At 74.5% G+C, this 21,643-nt stretch carries 1 protein-coding gene; it reads left to right on the top strand.

Annotated features, from left to right (window positions below; genetic code table 11):
* Positions 1 to 63 precede the first annotated feature (63 nt).
* Positions 64 to 21,561: an EndoU domain-containing protein gene (locus tag ACIPYS_RS06250; RefSeq protein ID WP_400743777.1), complete on the top strand. Its 21,498-nt coding sequence runs from the start codon at positions 64 to 66 to the stop codon at positions 21,559 to 21,561.
* Positions 21,562 to 21,643 lie beyond the last annotated feature (82 nt).

Below are 21,643 nucleotides of genomic sequence, written 5' to 3'. Positions count from 1 at the left end.
CGCAGGACCTCGGCAGGACCCGCACCACCCCCTGGAACGACCGGAAACGGCAGGCTGATCCACGTGCCCTACTCGTCGATCGTGGTCGACAAGACGACCGCGGACTTCTTCTCCAAGGTCACCGGCATGCCCTGGCCGGAGATCCGGGAGGGGGACCTCCGCGAGGTCCGGGACGCCTACCAGAAGCTCGCCAAGGACCTGCCGGAGCTGCGGCGCCTGATCGCCGAGGTCGCAATCAAGGCGCGGCAGCAGTTCGAGGGGCAGGCCGCCCAGGCCTTCTCCGAGCAGATGCGCCAGTTCATCGGCGATACCGGTGCGTCGGACTACATCGCCTCGGCGACCAAGACCGCCGAGGCGCTCGCGAAGTGCGCCAACGACGTGGCGACCGCGGCCGAGTACACCAAGTGGATGGCCATCGCCCAGCTCGTCCAGCTGCTGCTGGAGATCGCGCTGGCCATCCTCTGGGCGCCGTTCACCTTCGGCGCCAGCCTCGCCGGGATCACCCTGAAGACGATCTTCACCCGCGAGGTGCTGAAGACGCTGATGAAGTTCCTCTTCAAGACGATCCTGCTGCACACCTTCGCGGGCATCATGAGCGGCCTGACGATGGACCTGGTCATCCAGAACATCCAGATCGGCCAGGGCAACCGCAAGGAGATCGACAAGGACGCCCTGAAGCAGGCCGTGCTGTTCGGTGTCATCGGCGGCGTGATCTCCGGCCCGCTCAACCTGATCGGCATGGGCCTGGGCAAGCTGCTGGGGCGGCTGCTCGGCAAGAGCGGCGGCCGGGTGGCGGCCGACAAGCTGTCCGACTTCATGATCAACGGTGACCGCAAGGCGCTGAACGAGGCACTCAAGGCCGGCCTGGAGGGCGTGGCCAAGGGGAGCAAGGGCACGCTCGGGGACGTCGCGGGCGTGACCCTGAAGTCGACCGCGACCGAGGGGACCGGCACCTGGTTGAACAAGGCAGGCTCCCGTGCCTTCGCACGCGACCTGGGATCGATCCTGGAGTCCAACGAGAACCTCCTGCGGCACGGCTTCGGCAAGGCCGGGGCGGGCTCGGCGGCGGACAAGTTCGTCGAGAGCCTGGCCGGGAGCTTCAAGAAGCACCTCAAGGGCGAACTCGGGGACGTGGCCGCGGAGAAGCTCGGCCGGGAGTTCGGCGAGGCCTTCGTCAAGGGCTGGGGCAAGAGCGGCGTCGACCACGCCGCGCTGAGCGCCGGGCTGCGCGAGGTCCTGGAGAACAGTGGCAAGAAGCTCGGCGAGCGCGGCGTCGGTGCCCTCGCCGACCGGATGGTCGACGTCGGCGAGCACATGTCGCAGGGCAACCGGATGTTCCACCTCGGCTACGCGATCGGCGAGCAGCTCAAGGAGGGCGTCCAGGGCAACCTGACCGAGGGTTTCTACAACCTCCTCTTCACCGACAAGCACGAGTTCACCACCACCCTCGCGACCTTCGGCTCCGGCATGGCCATGGGCCTGATGGCCCGCGGGCTGCACCACGCCGCGACGCCCCTGATGGGGCGGTACATGGACTGGGTCCGGGACACCCAGTTCAAGGCGATCGCCGAGGGCCAGTCCAAGTACTTCCCGCCGCACCACCCGCTGACCATCCTGGCCCTGCTGAGCAACCTGTCCGGCAACCCGGCCCCGTTCCCGGTGCCCCGGCTCGGACCGCAGCTCGGGTCGGACGGCGGTTCCGGGGGCCACGAGCGCCTGCTGGGCTTCTCCCGGGGGGAGGGCGGTCCGGCGGACGGCGACATCGCCTCGGCCTTCCACCGCGCGTTCGGCAACGCCGACCTGGAGCACGTCTTCCGGGACGAGGCCGACGACATCCGCGACCTCTTCCGCGAGGCCTTCGGCCGGGGGGACATCGAGGACGTCTTCAAGACCCCGGACGACCCGGACGCGGTCGAGTACGCGAAGGTGTTCAAGGAGACCCTCGAGCACGTGCGGTTGGAGGACGCCTTCGACGAGTGGATGCCCGGGGCGACCGCGCCGGCGCCCGTCGGTACCGTCTCGCACGGGGGCGAGAACGTCCGGACGCAGACCCCGGGCCAGGGTCAGCAGCAGGGTCAGACCCAGACGCAGGGCCAGGGCCACCAGCAGGGGCAGACCCAGACGCAGGGGCAGGGCCAGACCCAGCGCCAGCAGCCGAATCCGACCACCGGCGAGACCACTCGCCCCTCGCCGGTCCGGACGACCTCCACCTCGTCCGAGAGCTCCACGTCGCCCACGTCCACGACTTCCACGTCCACGTCGTCCACGTCCACCGCGCCCCCGAGGACGGCCACGGCCTCCGCCGCGCCGGACCCGGCCACGGCGACGGTCCCCACGTCCTCCGCCGCGCCGGCCCCCGTGCCGCACCCGAAGCCGGCCGGCGGCCCGCCGTCCGACCCGCCCGCACCGGGCCTGGACCCCGCCCCCGCGCGCCCCGCACCGCCGACCGCCTCGAGCACCGACCTCCCGGTCCCGCCGTCCACCACGCAGCGCGAGCCCGCCCCGAGCGGCCTGGAGAACCAGGGCAGCCCCGGCAACCCGAACGGTCCGGGCAGTCCGGGCAGCCCGGGGCACCAGGACACCCCGCAGCCGGTGCCGCCCCACCAGCAGACGGCCACCGTCCACCCCGGGCCCGTCCCGCTCCCGGTGCCGCCGTCCGCACCGGCGCACCCGACGCACCTGCCGAACGCGGCCGGCGGCTCGGACCTGCGGCCCGACTACACCACCCGGACCGTCAACCCGCCCGCCGGCCCCCGCGCCGCCAACGAGGCGCCCTCCCCGCTGCGTCCCCACGAGGCCCGGCGCGGCACCCTGCCCACCGGGGAGCGGGCCACCGAGCTCGTCCTGCGGCTGCACCTGGACGGCACGGGCCTGGGGCAGCAGTCCGTCCAGCGGGTCGCCGCCCTGCAGCGGCGGGCCCTGGACGGCGTAGCCGACGCCTACAACGGCGGCCACCGGCTGCCCGACGGCAGCGTGCTGCGGGTGCGGGTCGAGTTCGTCGACGCGCCCGGCACCGCCCACCACACGGTGCGGCTGCACGACGGCACCGTCCGCCAGGACACCGCGAACTGGGGCCTGCGGGCCGGTCGCGACACCCTCGGGCACGAGATCGGACGGGTCCTCGGCCTGAACGACCGCTCCCGCGAGGTGTACCGGGAGGGCGGAGTCGACCGGCCGGTCCAGGGCCCGGTGCCGCAGCGGCTGCGCACGGTCGGCTCGGCCGTCGACGAGGCCTTCGCCCCGGACCACGGCCCCGACGGCCCGACCGCCGCCCCGGTGCCTCCGCTGGTCGCGCCGACGGTCCGCACCACCTCGCTGTACGGGACCGGCGGCCCCGAGGGCGCGGGCGGGCACCTGCTGCGCGACACCGTCCGCCGGGCCCACACCGACGGGCAGTTCCAGGAGAACCGCAACCGGACCGTGCACCTGGAACCGTCGGCCGACAGCGGTGAGCAGGGCCGGACCTTCTTCCCCCCGCACTGGACCGCCGACGAGGTCGTGTACGCCGCCGAGCAGGCGTTCCGGGACGCCCGCACCCGCGACCCGGACCCGGACGCGCGCGGCTGGGAGGGCGAGTACGCGGGCGTGCGGATCGTCGGCGAGCAGCAGGACGGCCTGATCACCGGCTTCCGGCCCGCGGCCGACCAGGGGACGCAGGCCCCGCCGCCGTACGCGCCGAGGCGGCCCGCGCCGCCCGGCCCCGAGGACTTCGGGCGGCCCGAGGAGTTCGGGGACCGCCGCTCGATGACCGGTGTGCACCACGCCTTCGACCCGCCGACGGGCGCGGCCCACGGCCTCCGGCTCGATCCGGCGCGGACCGTCAACCCCAACGGGACCGCGCGGCGCCGGGTCTGGTTCCTGGACCCGTCCCTGCGGCCGGACTCCCCGCTCGCCGACCTCCCGAGCCGCTGGCACCGGCGGGCGGACGCGGCGGAGGACCCGATGCACTACCCGGCGAACTGGCCGGCCGCGAGCGTCCGCCTCGCCGCGGAGGAGGCGCTGCTGGTCAACCCCGGCCGGCGGGTGCCGCTCGGCGACGGCCGGACCGAGCACGTGGTCGGCGAGGCGTGGAACATCCGGTTCGAGGGACTGGTCCGGGACGGACAGCTCCTGGTCCACCGGCCGCTCGACCGGCAGGTCGCCTGGCGGGGCGGCAGCTACGGCGACGGCTACCCCGACACGGTGGTCGCCCGCGGCACGGAATCCTCCGTCAACACGGTCGGAGGGGGGCTCCCGGTGACCGTCCGGAGGGCCCTGTTCGGGACCCGGGAAGCGGGCCTGGAGGTGAGCGTCCGTCTGCACCTGCAGTCGGAGGGCATGACCCCCGCGGACGTCACCGCCTACCGGCAGCGCCTCCAGGAGGCCGCCGACCGCCTGGTGCGGGACCAGGCCCCGTCCACGCCGGTCCATCTGCGGCTCGAGTTCACCGACGACCCGGCCGGGGCGTTCTCCAGCGCCCGGCCCACCGCCGGCGGGCAGCCCGTCCTGCGGGACCACCTGGGGCCGCTGCTGGACGCGGGCGGGGACAGCGCGCTGGACCTGGTGGCCGATACGTTCGCCAGGAACCTGCCCGACACCCCGCTCGACGTGCCGCTGCCGGACCCGGTGCCGGGAAGCCTCCGCGAGCCCGGTGTCGCCGACCCGGCCGGGCCGCCGCGGACCGCGGACCTGATGGCAGAGCACCTGCCGTTCATGCGCCGGGGCTTCACCGACGCGGCGTGGGACCGGCCCGGCCAGGGCGTCCCGCCGACCTGGACCGCCGACGACGCCCGGTACGCGGCCCACGCGGTCGCGACCGGCGCCGTGCCCGGCGTGCTCGTCCCCCGGCGGTCCACGGAGGTGGCGGGCCAGGTGATCGAGGGCACCGTCGCGGGCGCCGTCGTGCGGGTCTCGATGTCCGCCGACGGCCGGATCGCCGGGTTCTCGGTGTCCCGGCCCGGCCCCGGGGCCGAACTGCCGGCGTCCGGCTCCGGCCCGCGCCGGATCCTCTCCACCGCCGAGGTCGAACCGCCCCGGGACGCCTTCGGCCTGCGGATGTCGGGCCGTCAGTGGCAGTCCTACCAGGCCGACCGGGTCCGGCTGGCCGACGGCGACACCGAGACCGTGCTGCGCCTGCGGGTCCACCTCGACACCGCCGGCCTCACCCTGCCCAAGGACGAGCTGGAGGCCGGGCTGCAGGGCCTGCGGCAGCGGGCCGTCAACGGCGTCGGCGAGCACTTCAACCGGGGCCAGCGGCTGCCCAACGGCGACCTGCTGCGGGTCGAGGTGACCTTCGTGGACCGTCCGGAGGACGCCCACCTCGACGCCAGGGTGCACCAGGGCACGAACCGGGAGTCCCTGCACAACTGGAACCTCGGTTCCGACGAACGCACGCTCGCCCACGAGCTGGGCCACGCCCTGGGCCTGCCGGACGAGTACCGCGAGGCCGCGTGGAACTCCCGGCCGGTGTACCAGGACGGCGCGCTGATGACCGCCCACAACACCGACCGGTACGGCCACTTCCTGACCGACATGGACCGCCTGGACCGCAGCACGGCGGACTTCCACCCCGCGCAGGGCCTGCCGCCGCGCTACCTGCGCGACCTCGGCGCGGTCGTCGACGGCGCGCTCGGCGCACCCCGCCGCCCCGCCACGCCCGGCGGGCCGCCGCCGCGCGCCGCCTTCGGCGAGGAGGCCCGGCGCACCGCGCTGGAGGGCGGCCCCGGCGGGCGTGGCGGCCACCTCTACCCCGGGCCCGCCGAGCCCGGGCCCCGCCCGGAGCGGGTCCCGGGCTCGGAGCACCGCAACGGCACCTTCCGGGTCCTCGCGGCCGACCCGGGCCCGGCCCCGCGGCACCTGGACACGGCCGGCAACATGTGGACGGGAGACGCCGGCCGGGAGCCGGTCACCCGCACGATGTTCCCCGCGCACTGGTCGGCGGACCACGTCGTCTACGCCGCGGAGCAGGCGTACCACAGCGCCCGCCGCACCGACCGGGTCGTCGAGAGCGACGGCACGTACCACTGGACCGGCGAGTACGGCGGGGTGCGGATCGAGGGCGAGGTGACGCTCGGGGTCTTCGGCGCCTTCCGTCCCTCCGACGACCAGGACGGGATCGCCACCCCCACCTTCGAGCCGCCGAACCTGGGCGAGCGGCGGTTCGGGCTGCACGGCGAGAACCACGTCCTGTTCGGGGACCGCCAGGCGCTCACCGGCGTCCACAGCCGTCCCCCCGCGGCGGTGGCCACCGTGCACGGCGTCCAGGTGGACGCGACCGCGCTGCACACCAACGACAACGGCACCTACCGGGCACAGGTCTGGTACCTCGACCCGGTGGTCGGCCCGGACGCGCCCCTGGCGACGTTCACGACCCGCTGGTTCCGTCGCGCCGACAACGCTCCGCACACGATGTACCCGGACAGCTGGACGCCGTCGACCATTCGGAGGGCCGTCGACGAGGCCTACCGGAACCGGCTCGACCCGCAGCCGGCGGGCGACGGGACCGAGCACTGGGTGGGCACCCACGACGGGGTGCGGATCGAGGGCCTCACCCGCAACGGGGTCCACCTGGTCCACCGCCCCACCGCGGACCAGCCGATCAGCCGCTGGCACGACGAGGAGGTCGTCGAGCGGTCCGCCACGGGCGGACCGGTCGGGTACGGCCCGGGGGACTCCGAACTGACGGTCCGGCACGTCCGTTTCGCCGCCGGGCAGCAGGGCGTCGAACTCCACGTACCGGTCCGCCTGCGCTTCCCGGCCGATGCCACGCCCCAGCAGACGGCGGCCTACCGGGCCGCCGTGCAGGAGGCCGCCGACCGGCTCACCGCGGACGTCCGCGACTCGGACGGCCGACTGGTCCGGGTGGTCGCCGAGTTCGTCGACCACGACGGCCCCGGCCACCGCACGGCGGACGTCACCGCGGACCTCCCGGCGGACGGCGTCGCGCTGGGCCGTCTGATGCCCGACATCGACGGCCGCCTCACCGACCTCCGGGACCTCGCCGACCACGCCCGCGACCGGGCCCCCGCCGACGGCTGGACGCCGCACGGGGACCCGCGCCCCGCCGCGGTGCCGCTGCGCGAGCCCGACAGCCCCGGGACGGCGCGGCGACCGGAGACGGTCAGCTGGCGCGCCTCGGAGAGCCCCGGCGCGGACAGCGGCTACCACCTGCCCGCCGACTGGGCCCCGGTGTCGTCCGGTCTGCCGGTCCACTGGACCCGCGCGGACGCCCTGGACCACCTCGGGCGGGCGGAGGCGGACGGCGTGTTCACGCTCCGGCGGCAGCCGGTGGACGGGGGACCGGCCGGCCACACCTTCGACGTGCTGGAGCACCAGGACGTCACGCTGCGGCTGGTGCGCGACGAGCGGAACCGGATCGTCGGCGTCGAGGTGGTCGGCGACGGGACGTTCCCGCCCCAGCTCACCCGCGCCGTACCGGAGCCCGGAGGCAGGTCGGACGCCGGGTCGGGCACCGGGTCGAACGCATCGCGTCGCCCGGGCCCCGAGGAGCCCAACGCCCCCCTGGCACCGCGCCAGGACGCCGCCGACGACGGCACGCAGCAGCACCTGGACGACTCCGACGACGACATGGACGACTCCGACTACGTGTACGAGTCCGACAGCGACGACACGGACTCCCTGCACAGCTCCGACGACATGGACGAGGAGCCGCTGTCCCCCCGGGACGAGGCGTCCGACCGGGACACCGACATGGACTCGGACCGGGACTCCGACCTCGACTCGGAGATGGGCTCCGACGACGGGGCCGCGAACGTCCCGCCGCACCAGCCGCAGGCCCCGCGCTTCCTGGCCGAGACCCTCCCGGTGACCGTCGGACCGCCCCGCGACCCCAGGCTGCTGGGCCCGTCCGGCGGCGCCGAGCTGCGCGGCTTCGACGCCCGCCGCGGCCGGCTGACCACCGGCGAGGCCGCGACCGAGCTCGTGCTGCGGATCCACCTCGACACCGGGCAGCTCCCGGACGGCCGGGCGACCGCGGAAGCCGTCGCCGCGCTGCGGCAGCGCGCCCGGCGCTCCCTCGACAACCGCCTCAACATCGGCCACCGGCTGCCCAGCGGCGACGTCCTGCTGGTCCGGACCGAGTTCGTCGACACCCCCGGGGAGGCGCACCACCACGTCACCGTCTACCCGGGCGCCTTCCGCGAGGACAGCGCCCGCTGGGGCCTGGACACCGACGAGCCGTCGCTCGCCCACGAGATGACCCACCTGTTCGGCATGGCCGACGAGTACCGCGAGCGCCGCATCCCCGGCACCGACGACAACGGCGTCGCCCACCCGGAGCGCCGCGCCCGGCCCGCCTACCCCGACGGCGGCATCATGGGCCCCGGCTTCCTCGCCGAGGGCCGGATCCGCTACGACCAGGACGCCGGAATGGCGGGCACGGACGGCACCATCCAGAACCAGACGCTCGCCCCGCGCAACCTCAGGGAGCTGGGCGCCGCGATCGACGGGGCGTTCGGCACCCACGTCGTGCCGCCGCACGACGCCGGCACGCCGCCGCCGCGCGCCGCCTTCGACCTGGACGCCCGGCAGCTCTCGCTGTACGGCGACCGACGCACGTCGGGCGGCCACCTGATCCCGCCGACCGGTGCGGAGCGCCGCAGGCCGTGGGCGCTGATCGAACGGCACGAGAACGGCGTGCTGCACGTCGAGTTCGAGCCGGCGCAGGCCGGCGCCACCGGCCCGAACGGCCGCCGCCGCGCCGTCACCGTGGCCGGCCCGGCGGTCGCCGGCGACCTGCTCTCCTCCGACACCGCGGTGCGGCGGCGGATGTTCCCGCGGCACTGGACCGCCGACGACGCCGTGTACGCCGCCGAGCAGGCGTACCTGGACGCCCGCCGGACCGGCCGCGTGGTGGCCGTCCCCGGCGGTTTGCACCGGTGGACGGGCGAGTACGCCGGGGTGCGGATCGAGGGCGAGTTCCGCGCCGGCCGGTTCCGGTCGTTCCGGCCGTCCGACGTCCAGCCCGGGGCGGCCGACATCCGCACCGTGGCCGACCTGCGGGAGTCGCTCGCCCAGCCCCGCCCGAACCCGGTGACCACCGACCTCGGCGCCCAGCTGCCCCCGCCGGGCAGCGGCACTCCGGCGCCGCCGCCCCGCAACGCCCCGCGCCGCCCGGTCCCGGTCTTCGGCCAGCTGGCCGAGGACGTCGCCCGCTACGGCGACCGGCAGCACCTCACCGGTCTGCACCACGAGGTGACCCCGGTCGCCACGGTGAACCCCGCCCTGCCGACCGCGGTGTCCTCCGACCCCAATCCGGTGCTCCGCGGCCACGGCGCGATGGTCACCGACCGCTCGGACCCGATCCACAACGGCACCTACCGGGCCCAGGCGTACTTCCTGGACCCGACGGTCGCCCCGAGCTCCCCGCTCGCCGAGATCCCGACCCGCTGGCGCACCGACGCGGCCACCAGGGGCCGGCGCACCATGTACCCCCGGGGCTGGACGGCGACGGAGCTGCTCGCCAACGTCGACCACGCCTACAGCAACGCCCTGCACGCCGTGCCCCAGGCGGACGGCCGGACGGTCTACTGGGTGGGCGAGGCGGGCGGCGTCCGCATCGAGGGCCTCTCCCGGGACGGCGCCCACCTGGCCCACCGGCCCACCGACGCGCAGCCGATGACCGTCTGGGACGGCAACCGGGTGCGGGCGGTCACCGAGTTCTCCGAGGTCCTGGTGGGAGGCCGGCCGCTGCCGGCCAGGCGGGTGCTGTTCGACTCCGACCAGGTCGGTCTCGACATCACCGTGCGGGTCCTCCCGGACATCGATCCGGCCATGACGGCCGAGCAGCGGGACGCGGCGGGCCTTCGGATCCACCGGGACGTGGCCGCCTTCGTCCAGGATCGCGCCATGCAGGGCGTCCCCGAGGGCGAAGTACCGCCGGTCCTGCTCAACGTCAGGGTGGAGTTCGTCACCGACCCGGCCGTCGCGTTCACCGCCGTGCGGGTCCGCCAGGGCGCGCAGCCGGGTCTCGTGGAGGTCCTCGGCCCGCTGGTCGTGCACGGCGGGCAGGACAGCTTCGCCGGGGTGGTGCACGGCCTCCTCACCCATCTCGCCCCCACCCACCAGGAGCTCTTCGCCGCCGCGGGCCCCGCCGCCCGCCCCGCCGACCTGCGCGAGCCCGGGCCGCTGCGGCCGGGCGAGACGCCGCCCGCCGACCTCCTGCCGATGGCCGACCTGGGGCTGCTCGAAGCGGCCTTCTCGCCCGGGGCCTGGGCCGCCGACCCGCGCGACCTCCCGGCCGACCGCAGCCTTCCCCGCGAGTGGACGGCCCACGACACCCACTGGATCGCGGACTGGGCGGTCACCCAGCACGACGACGCGGCCGGCCAGGGCACGGACGACGGCGTGGTCGAGTGGTCCTACCAGGGCGTCCGGATCCGGGTCGAGCTGCACGACGGGCTGATCGTCGGGGTGGAGGGCGTCGGCGACCAGCGGGACGTGCCGCAGCTGCACGTGCCCCCGCAGACCCACGCCGCCGGTCCGGCCAACGTCCCCGTCCTCCTCACGCCCGGAGCCGACGGCCCGGTGCTGGAGGCCCCCGACCCGGTCGGGCTGCTGCGGACGGTCGCCGACGCGCACCCCGACGGCCTCCGCCAGTACTTCGGGCTGCCCGAGGACGCCCCGCCGGCGGAGGTCCACCGGCTGATGATGGCGGAGGTGGCCGAGTACCTCCAGCGGACCGGACCCGAGGACCTCCCGCGCGAGGTGGTGGCCGGCTTCCGTCCGGACCTGGAACCGAACTCCGCGACCGCGGACGCCCTGCGCGGCCTGCGGCACGGACTGCTGAACTGGGACCCCGCGCTCGACGGCGACGGCGGACTCGGCGGGGCGCTCGCCCCGCTGCTGGCCCACACCTTCGAAGTGCGGATGGTCGTGGTCGACGAGGCCGGGGCGGTCGCCGCCGGGTTCGGCCCGCACAACACCGCCACCCAGGTCCTCCTCCGCGACGACACCCCGGTGGCCGCGCCGGTGCGGGAGACCGGGGCCCCGCCGCTCACCGACCTGGTGGCCCCGACACCGCCGTCCCACCTCGACGGGCCGATCCGGCAGAGCACGGTCATCGGGGAGCACGTCCGCGCCGACGGCGTCCGCGAGCAGACCCTCGGCCACCTCGACGCCGCCGTGGAACCCGGATCCCCGCTCTCCCGCTTCCCGTCCCGCTGGTGGTCCCCCGAGGACCCCCGCGGGCCCCTGGCCTATCCCGCGCACTGGAGCGCCGACGGGATCGCCGAGGCCGCCCGCACGGTCGCGGCACGACCGGACCGGCGGCTCGACCTGGAGGACGGCCGGCACCGCTGGTCCGGCGTCCACGACGGCGTGGAGATCACCGGGATCTCCCGGGGCGAGGAGATCCTCGCTCACGGCCCGGCCGACCACCGGCCCGACAGCACTGCCCCGGACTGGACGGACTCCCGCCAGCTCCACATGTCGGAGGAGGCGGAGATCGACCTGGGCGGCGTCCGCTTCGGTGCACGGTGGGGCCTGCTCGACAGCGGCCACGAGGTGCACCTGCTCGTCCTCCCCGTCCACCTCGACACCAGCGGGATGACGCCCGGGCAGGCCGAATCCGTGCGGGCGCGGCTGACGGACCACGTCGAGAGGCTCTTCGAGGACTCGACCGCCCACCGGCAGCTGCGGGCGACCCTGGACTTCACCGACTCGCCGCAGGAAGCCTCCTGGCACATCGGAGTCGGCCGCATCACCCTCCCGGCCGCGCTCCAGCGGGAGCACGAGCAGGGCCTGATCGACGCGGTGTTCCACGGCACCGAGCACGTCCGGGAGGGCATGGACGGAGAGTCGGCGCCCATGCTCCGGTTCCCGGATCCTGACGATCCGCCGGCCGCCCCCGAACTGCGGCCGGTGCCGCCCCGCTTCGACCGCCGCCTGTTCGAGCCCCAGGCCCTCGTGCACAGCGGTCTCGGCCTGCCCCGCGAGTGGATCGCGGACGAGCGCCACCACGCCGCGGAGCAGGTGCTGAGGGCGAGCGACTACCACCGCGACCGCCTGCGGACGCAGGCGATCGTCGAGGGCGAGTTCGCCGGCGTCCGGATGAGGCTGCTGGTCGACAACGGCCGGATCCTCGACTACCACGCCCCGTCCGGCCAGCGGTTCGGCGACCAGGCCTCGGCCTCCCCGGTGCCGCCGCCCGCGCCCGGCCGGGTGCTGCGCACGGTCGAGGTGCGGCCGCCCGACACCGGGACGCCCGAGGGCAGGTTCCTGTCCTCCCTGCAGGCCCAGCGGATCCAGGCCTTCGAGGCCCGACGGGTGATGGACCCCGACGGCGACACCCGGACCGTGCTGACCGTCCGGGTGCATCTCGACACGGACGGGCTGACCAGCACCGGAGCGCGGCGGACCTGGGACATCGAACACGTGCACCTCTCCGCCGAGACGGGTCTGCGTCAGGTCTACGACCGGGGCCAGCGGCTGCCCGACGGCTCCCGGCTGGAGGTGGCCGTCCGGTTCGTCGGCCCGACCGAGGCGCCGCACCACACCGTCGGACTCTGGGACGGAACCGTCCCGGAGGACTCCGGGACCTGGGGGGTGGAGAGCCATCCGCGGGTGATCGCCCACGAGATCGGCCACCTGCTCGGCCTGGACGACGAGTACCGCCGGCCGGGCAGCGACCCCCGTCCCGTCTACCCCGGGCTCGGGCTGATGAGCTCCGCGTCGCTGGACCGGTACGGCCGACCCTCGTTCGACGCGGCCCATCCCCGGCAGGACATCGGCACCGACATGCCGGAAGCGGCCGTGCGGCCGCACCACCTCGACCAGCTGGGCGCGGTGCTCGACCGGGCCTTCGGCAGGCCCCCGGCGGTGACCCCGCCCGGCACGCAGCAGCGGCGGGCGGAGTTCGGCGAGGACGCCCGCCGGACCTCCCTGGAGGACGGACAGGACGGCCGGGGCGGGCACCTGCCCGCGCCGCCCGCCTCCGGACGCCGCCGGCTGCCGCCGGTGCCCGGTTCGGAGAACCCGAACGGCACCTACCGCACCGACGTCGGCGGTCCGGCGGACGGCCGACGCTCCGGCGACCGGTACCGGATGATGTTCCCGGACCACTGGGACGCCGACGACGCGGTGTACAACGCGAAGCAGGCGTACCTGGACGCCCGGCGGACCAACGGCGTGACCGGGCCGGTCGACGGCCGGCAGCGGTGGACCGGCGAGTACGGCGGCGTGCGGATCGAGGGCGAGATCCTGGGCGGCGAGTTCATCTGGTTCCGGCCCTCCGACAACCAGCACGGACTCGAGGCGACCACGTTCGTCCCGCAGGTCCGGGTCACGCCGTTCGGCCACCGGGTCGACGAACTGAACCGCTACGGCGACCGGCACACGCTCACCGGCTTCCACAACGACCGGCCGAGGCCGGACCACCTCGCCGACCGCGGCCTGTACGTCGGGCCCGACCTGATCACCAACAGCAACGACACCAGGCGGGCGCACGCCTACTTCCTGGACCCGACCGTCGCGCCGGGCTCGCCGATGAGCCGGTTCCCGTCCCGCTGGCACCGCCGCGCCGACGAACAGGGCCACACCTTCTACCCGAAGGACTGGGGCCCCGAGGACACCCTGGAGCGGGTGGACTACGCCTACCGGAACCGGACGAGCTCGACGCGGCTGCCCGACGGCAGCGTGCACTGGACCGGCCGGTCCAGGGGTGTCCGGATCGAGGGCATCGTCCGGGACGGCCAGCACCTCGTCCACCGGCCGACCGACGACCAGCAGGCGGCCGGCCCGGCCGGCGACCCGCCCGCGTCCACGCTCAGGGCCCCCGTCACCCCCGGCACCGGTGAGCGTCCGCCGACCCGCACCCGCGAGGAGGACGAGAACCCGGCCGAGCTCTCGCCGGACTTCCACAAGGACCTCGCGAAGGACGCCGGGCGCGGCCTGCCGCCCGAGTGGGCCGAGGCCGAGCGCCGATACGCGGCCCGGATGGTCGCCAACCAGTCGGACGGCCCGAACAGCCCGTTCGAGGGGGAGTTCGCCGGCGTCCGGATCCGGGGGACGCTGCGGCACGGGCAGATCACCGACTACGAAGGAGTCCCCGGCCAGGAGTTCGCCCCCCAGCGCCGGCGGCCCCCGGCCGCGCAGCAGCCGCCCCTGCAGGCGCTGCACCCCTCCGGGTCGCAGCCGCACGAGCAGCACCAGCAGCCGCACACCCCTCAGGTCGAGGGGGAGGCTCCGGAGGCCGGTTCGCCGCTGCTGCGCGCGCTCGTCGAGGAGGATCCGCAGCTGCTGCGGAAGCTGTTCGGCGAGGAGGAGGGCGGGCGGCTCGCCGCCGACCCGGCCGCCGCGGAACGGGCCCTGCACGAGCTGGTCCAGCAGCGGTTCCGGGACAACCCCGAGCTGGCACGGGAGGCGCACGAACTCCACACCGCCTGGGCCCGCCGGCTGGGCATCGAGCCCGCGGACTGGCAGCCCTTCGTCGAGGACCTGCGGCGGGAGATCACCGCGCGGCCCGGGACGGAGGGGGGCGGCGCGGTCGAGCCGCGGATCGTGCGGGACGCCTTCGCGGTGCTCACGGCCGCCGCGCTGGACCTGCGGGTCACGCTCGTGGACGTCCGCGACGGGCGGGCGCCGCTCGCCGAGTTCGGCACGGCGAACGGCCGCCGGACCACCATCGACCACACCGAGCAGGACGGCTACTCGGCCGTCGCCGCCGCCGAGCGCCGCCAGGAGCAGGAGCGGCTCGACCGGCAGCGGCGGGAGCGGGAGCAGAACCAGGAGGAGGTCGGGCGGGCGAGCGAGGACGAGCAGGAGCAGGTCAGGCGGGCCAGCGAGGACGAGCAGGACCAGGACCGGGAGCGGCTCAGGCAGGACAGCGACGAGGAACCGACCGAGCAGGAGCTGCAGCAGATCCGGAGGAACGCGGAGGGCAAGGCCAAGGCTCCCAGGACGGTCGACGGGGGCGAGGACAACGGCCGCAACCCTGTGGACGAGAACCTCGTGCCGGGCAAGCGGGAGACCGAGGAACTGGACCTGCCCGAGATCAACCGGCGGTTCAGGGAGATGGAGGACGCCGAAGCCGCGAGGAACGCGTCGACGGAGGGGCAGAGTTCGACCAGTCGGCCGTCGAAGTCCGAGGTCGAGGAGGCGCCCGCGCACCTGCCCAAGGACGAGATCCAGGAGGCGCCCGCGCACCCGCCCAAGGACGAGATCGCCGTGGCTCCGGTCCCGCCCAAGCCCGCCGAGCGGGCGCCCCTGCTGCCGCCGCGGGCCGTCACCGAGTCCGGAATGCTCTCCGGTTCGCACATGGTGACCGCCATCGGCGAGCCGAGCAGCGTCCTGACGGTCGACCTCGCCGCGCGGATCGCCGACGCCCTGCCCCCGGCGACCGTCAACCGCGAGGCCCTGGCCAGGACGCTCGCGGAGAGCCTCTTCAGCGACTCCGGGCTGCGCGCCCAGGTGTCGTCCCTCTCCCGGGGCGAGGTCCTGCACATCCCCGTCGGCACCGACGCCCGGCAGGGCACCATCACCGTCCGCGGCGAGGTGGCGGAGCTGGTGCACCGGTCGAAGGACAAGGCGAAGGCCAAGTTCGAGTACGAGGGCGGCAGCGACCGCGTCGTGACGCTCGGCACCACCACGGGCGGCCGCAAGCGGGGCGGACTCGGCCTCCAGGGGCGGTTCGACTTCGTCAAGCTGTTCCGGGTCCAGGCCGCGGGCGGCGTCCAGGGCGACCTGATGTCCTGGGAGGGCCTGACCACCCGGGCGCGCCTCTTCTCGCGGTCCAAGACCACCGAGGTGACCGAGATGTTCGACGGCAAGCTGCGGCTGGAGGTCGGCTACCAGCCGGCCGGCCGGCGGGGGACGGAGGACCTGTCGGTCCGGCTGGACCCGGCGGCCGCGAACGTCGTGACGACCCCGATCGAGGTCGGCATCCCGCAGCGCGAGACCAGGGCCTCCGCCGACGCCCTCGACCCCGTCCACCTCGGCTGGCCGGACGACTTCGACCCCGCCCGCCGGACGCAGCCACGGCTGCACCTGTCCCACGTCATGCTGGACGTCCACGCCAAGGGTGAGCCGCGGCTGCGCGTCGCACCGGGCGAGGACGCCGCCGGCACCGTGGAGATGCAGGTCCTGAACACCCCGCCGGGCCGACCGCAGCAGCGTCAGGTGATGGCGGGCGTGGTCGACCTCCTGGCCGGGAACGCCGACGTCAGGGAGGCGCTCGGGAGCAACCGCAGGTTGCTGTCCGACCGGCTCGTGGCGGAGTTCGGCTACCAGCGCCTCCAGCAGGACTTCAAGGGCATGACCAACGGCGAGGCCGTCGTCCTGCGGGTCCCCGGCAGCGACGTCCGGATCGAGGTGAAGGCCGCCAACCGCGAACTGAACGTCCTGGCCCTCACCAATGAGACCGAGTTCAACACCGGCGCGGGCGACATGGTCACCAGGCTCCGGCGGAAGGTCGTGAGCGGGCTCCGGCAGATCCAGGGCGGTGGCCGGATCGGCCCCGACGAACTCAATGTCAGCGCTTCCTACGGCGGCCGGAAGGGGTCGGACTCGATCCACATCTCCGGCCGGACCCTGGAGACCGCGGTCACCACCAAGACCAAGGAACCCGGCGCGATCCTCGACGGCGACGGCTACCTGGAGGTCGTGGTCCACAAGGGCGACCGGCAGGTGGGCGATCCCGTCGAGATCCCGGTCGGGTTCCGTACGGTGATGCCGCGGTCGGACCTGGTGGCACCGCCGCAGCACGATGAGGCCGTGGCCGAGGCCGCGGTGGCCAGGCTCGTCGGGAAGCGCCTGCCGGAGTCCACGGTCGTCCGCGACATCGGCTCCGTCGAAAAGCTGCGGACCGATCTGGAGACGGCCGGCAAGGAGTACTACGGGAACCTCTGGCCGACCGTCCGGGACGAGGTGATGCAGCTCGTCACCCAGCCCGCGCTGGCATCCAGGCTCGGTGCGATGACCCGGGGCGAGCGGTTCGAGCTGAACTCCTTCGACCAGAGCAAGCCGGGCGTCCTCAAGGACACGGTGCTCGGACGCAACCTCAAGGTGACCGTCACCGCCACGCTCACGGACCCGAAGTACCTCAGGCAGAGCGCCGCGGCCGACCTCAGCCGGCAGAACGAGACCAGCACTTTCGAGTCGGAGCGCCGGCAGGAAGGGAAGCACGAGGTCAAGCAGGGCGGCGTCGGATTCCCCGGTGTCACCGGCGCGCCCTACGCCAACGCGGACCTCGGCTCGCAGGAGCGGGTCCGGGTCGGCACCCGCGACTCCGCCGCGGACAAGCTCTACGCGAACAGCAAGGTCCGCGACGCGCAGGACGTCTTCGGCGGACGGGTGACCCTGACCCTGACCCTGGAGGGCAGGGGCGCTCCGCGCCCCGTCGAGGGGGACTTCAGCACCGAGTTCAGCGTTCGCGGCCCGAAGGCCGAACTGCCCCTGGAGCCGCACCTGCGGACCCACACCGTCCTGCCGCGCAACCAGCTCGGCGCCTCCTCGGTGGTCTCGTTCAAGGACCTCCCCGACGGTCGGAGCGGGGGCACCCAGGTGCTCACGGACGTCCGCGCCGCCCTGGAGAAGCGCTTCGCCGCGCGCGGCGGCGTCTCCCGGCAACTGGAGCGCACCCTCACCGAGGAACTCGGGCCGAGGGCGCTCCAGGCCAACCTGTCCCAGCTCACCCGGGGCGGGGCGCTCAAGGTGCCGGTCGGGGGCCCCGGCTGGTCGGCCGAGGTGGTCGTCCGGGCCAGGTTGACGGAAGCCCCCGTGCTGCGCCGCGAGGTGGGTGACGCCGAGATCGAGGTCGGTACGCAGAACCGGACCGGCCACGGCGTCTCGTACGACCAGCGGGAACGCATCACCGGCACCGTCGGTGCGACCGGCAAGCCGAGCGCGGACGGCAAGAGCGTGCTGACGGTCGACTACTCCTACCGGCACGACTCGGCGACCGGCGTCGCCCTGGAGACCGCGGGCACCACGGTGAACCGGGCGAAGAACGTGTCGCGGGCCGCCGTGTCCGACGCCGATGTCAGATTCGACGTGGAGATCCGGGGCTGGACGGGCGGTCTGATCCCCAGCACCACGAAGCTCCGCGACATCCGGGCGGCGGCCGAGGTCATCACGCCGCAGTACAGCCCGGTGGAGGCGCCGCGCGCCGTCCCGGACCGGATCTGGCAGACGCACCGGCTCGGGTCCTCGGACGTCGTCACCAACGTGTTCGTGCCGGACGCCCGGAACAACGGCGCGGCGCCGTCCCACGGGAGCACCGGATCGGTGTCCTCCGACCGGAACGCCGGCGCGGGGCACGCCAACGAGAACAGCGCCGGCGGGAACAGCCTCGGCATGGACAGCCTCGCGACGAACAACACCAGCACGAACACCATCGTCGCGAACAGTGCCGACACGAACAGCACCACCACGGACACCGGCGTCAGGAGGCCCGACTTCGCCAAGGACCTCCTGCGCGGACAGGGCGACCCGGGCGAGTTCGGCGGCAGGGACATCACCAAGTGGCTGTCCGGCCCGGGCAGGTCCGGCCTCCGGCACAAGCTCTACGACGTCCTCACCCCGAACACCCTGCACGACCAGCTCAGGACCATGATGTCCGGCCGCGAACTGGTGGTCTCCGACGGGGGCGTGACCATTCGGATCGGCGCGTCCGTCCGCACGCTGGAGCACACCGGCAGCACCAAGACCACCGAGTTCAACACCGGGACCCAGAACGAGCACAGCCACTCGGCGGCCGACGGGGCGACCGGCGGCGGGGCGGGCTCCGGCCACCAGCTGCGCGCCACGCTGGGGGTCAGCGGCGGCCCCTGGTACGCGGGCGGGTCGCTGACCGGGGCGACCGGGCACGACACCCAGGAGACCTGGTCCAACCGTGCGGGCTCCGGCAACACCACCAAGGTGAAGCCCGCCAACGCGAGCATCTTCAGCGGCGAGGCCGACCTGCACTTCCGGGTCGAGTGGAAGGAACCGGTCAGCACCACGCCGCCGTTCGTGATGGCCACCAAGCACGCCTACTTCCGGCGCGCGCTCGGCATCGAGACGGTCATCGACGTCGCCGAGACGAGGGAACGGGCGCCGGTCGGCGACACGCCCAACCCCCGCAACGTCTTCGACGCCGCGACCGCGCCGCGCGGAGCCGCCCTGCGCGGCCTCACCGACCACACGTCCGCGGGCCAGGCCGTCCGGATCCCGCCGGACCGGGTGTGGACGCACGGGCTCGTCGACACGGACGTGGTCCGGAAGGTCGAGATGGGGCCGGACGCGCGGCAGCAGCTGAAGGCAGGAGCGGAGGAGTTCCTCGGCGCGGGCACCTGGGACCGGATCCGGGGCACGGTGGACCGGATGATCGACCCGGTGGCGCTGGCGAGCCGTCTCAGCAGTCCGGTCACCCCGATCCCTCCGCGCACCCCGGCGGAGAACGCGGGCGCGGCTCCCGATCCGTCGGTGCCGACGATCACGCACGGCCCGGGGAACTCCACCCTCCTGATCGGACCGACCGACCTGGCCGGCGACGCCCGGGTGGAGGTCAGGGTGAGGATCAAGCAGCTGGAGTTCGTCCGGACCGACGCGACGTCGGAGTCCAACCCCACCAACACGACCTCGGTCACCGACGGCGCCAACGCCCAGCGTTCGGTCCAGGCGGCGGTCCGCCTCACCGGCGGCGGCAAGGGCGAGATCAACGAGCACGTCGGCGGTCGCGCCGGCGTCTACGTCGACGGTGCCTACCAGCACCGGACCGACCTCGCGACCGGCGAGGGCGGCCAGATCGTCAACAATGCCAAGATCAAGACCGACACCGCGCGGTACCACGGCTTCGCCGAGGTGGAGGTGGTCTACCACAAGGACGGGAAGACGCTCCCCCGGCAGGAGCTGATGGCGATCGAGATCGACATCCCCGTCGACCAGGTCAAGGGGAGCGCGGACGTCCCCGCCGGCGGCTACCTGCGGTTCGACGAGGACGCGCGCGACGGTGAACTCCGGCTGCACGGTGCCTCGTCGGGGGCGGTGCAGTCGGTCGCGAGGGCGCTGCGGCTGGACCCGGCCGCTCCGGACGACCGCTCCCGGATCCTGGGTGTCGGCCGGGTCGCCCGGGACCTGCTCGCGGACTCCCTCACCACCGAGGGCGACCGGGCCGTGCGGTGGCTCAGGGGCCTGGACCGGACGCTCGTGCTCGCCGCGGACGAGTCGAACGGAGGAGCCTTCGAGCAGATCCGCCGGGTGCGCGACGGTCAGGCCGTCCCGGCCGCGGACCGGCGCCGGCTCCAGCACCTGGTCGAGCACGTCGGCGAGCACGGCGACCTGTCGGCGGCCGAGGTGAACACCCACTGGAACGCTTCGGGCGGCCCCCGCCGGGACGCGGACCTCAGCCTGCGGGAACCGTCACCCGAACCGGACCCGACGATCCGGCTGGCCGCCGACGCCGGCAGCGGCGGCAGCCTCAACAGGCTGCTGGAGAACGTCCGGCGGACGGTCCTCGCCCCGGAGGGCACCGCGCCCCGGCGGGTCGAGATCACCCTGGACGCGCCGGCGGAGCGGGCCGTGCGGGAGGCCGACCGCCTGGAGCGGACGCTGCGCGGAGTGCTCCGGAGCAGCCGGCGCGAGGTGGAGGTGGTCATCGTGACCACCACGGCGCGGGTGGAGCGGGCGGAGGCACCCGAGGCGGGCCGCCCCGTGGGCGGTGTCCGGAGCTTCCGGGTCGGGCCGCCTGAGCAGGTTCCGCCGGTGCAGACTCCGCCGGTGCAGGGCCCGCCTGTGCAGGTTCCGCCGGTGCAGGGCCCGCCTGTGCAGGGCCCGCCTGTGCAGGTTCCGCCTGTGCAGACCCCGCCCGTGCAGGTTCCGCCTGTGCAGGTTCCGCCGGTGCAGACCCCGCCTGTGCAGACCCCGCCTGTGCAGACCCCGCCCGTGCAGGTTCCGCCCGTGCGGCGTGCGCCGACGGAGGGTCTGCCGCACACCCCGGTCGACGAGCCCCTGACGTCGGACTCCTCCGCTCCCTCGCCGTCGCGGAACGGTTCGGACCACGACACTCCGGACCTGGTGCAGGACACCGGCAGGCGGACACTCCTCCCCGAGGACGTGTCGGGCGACCACCGGCGGGAGGCCACGGGCGCCTCGTACGCGACGGCCCCGGAGGAGTTCTACCTGCACGAGGGGGCCCGGCTGGGGGACGAGTCGGACAACGTGTCGGTGGACACGGATCTGCTGGACCTGCCGGAGGCGCCGCACCAGCGCGAGTCGACCACGAACACCTGGTACTCGGCCCTGCCCTTCGACGGCGGGGACTCGGACAACACCTCGCTCCACTCGGACCTGACGGACGAGTCGGATTCCCGGAGCGGGACGTCCGAGGACTCCTGGGTGGTGCTCCCGCCCCCGAGCGTCCGGCCCCCGCAGGGTTCGAACGGGCAGGCCCCGCAAGGTTCGAACGGGCAGGCCCCGAACACCCGGGCCCCGAACGTCCCGCCCCCGCACCTGTCGAACACGCCGCTGCCGTCGCACGAGGCCGACGGGCCTCCGCAGGTCGAGGAGCCGGCCCCCGCGCAAACCCTGGAGGACAGCATCTTCAGCGCCCTGACGCAGTGGTTCCCCGGCGGCGGTGAGCGGTCGTGAACCGTCCGGCCGGGTCCGGCCGTAGGAACGGAGTAGGAGCACCCGAGGTCCAGTCGGCGGGGTGGTCCTGTCGACTGGGACT

It is taken from the genome of Kitasatospora sp. NPDC089913, assembly GCF_044748625.1.
In the GTDB taxonomy this organism is placed as follows: Bacteria; Actinomycetota; Actinomycetes; order Streptomycetales; family Streptomycetaceae; genus Kitasatospora.
The sequence above is the reverse complement of the archived record's forward strand: the minus strand, read 5'-3'. Positions and strand labels throughout refer to the sequence as shown.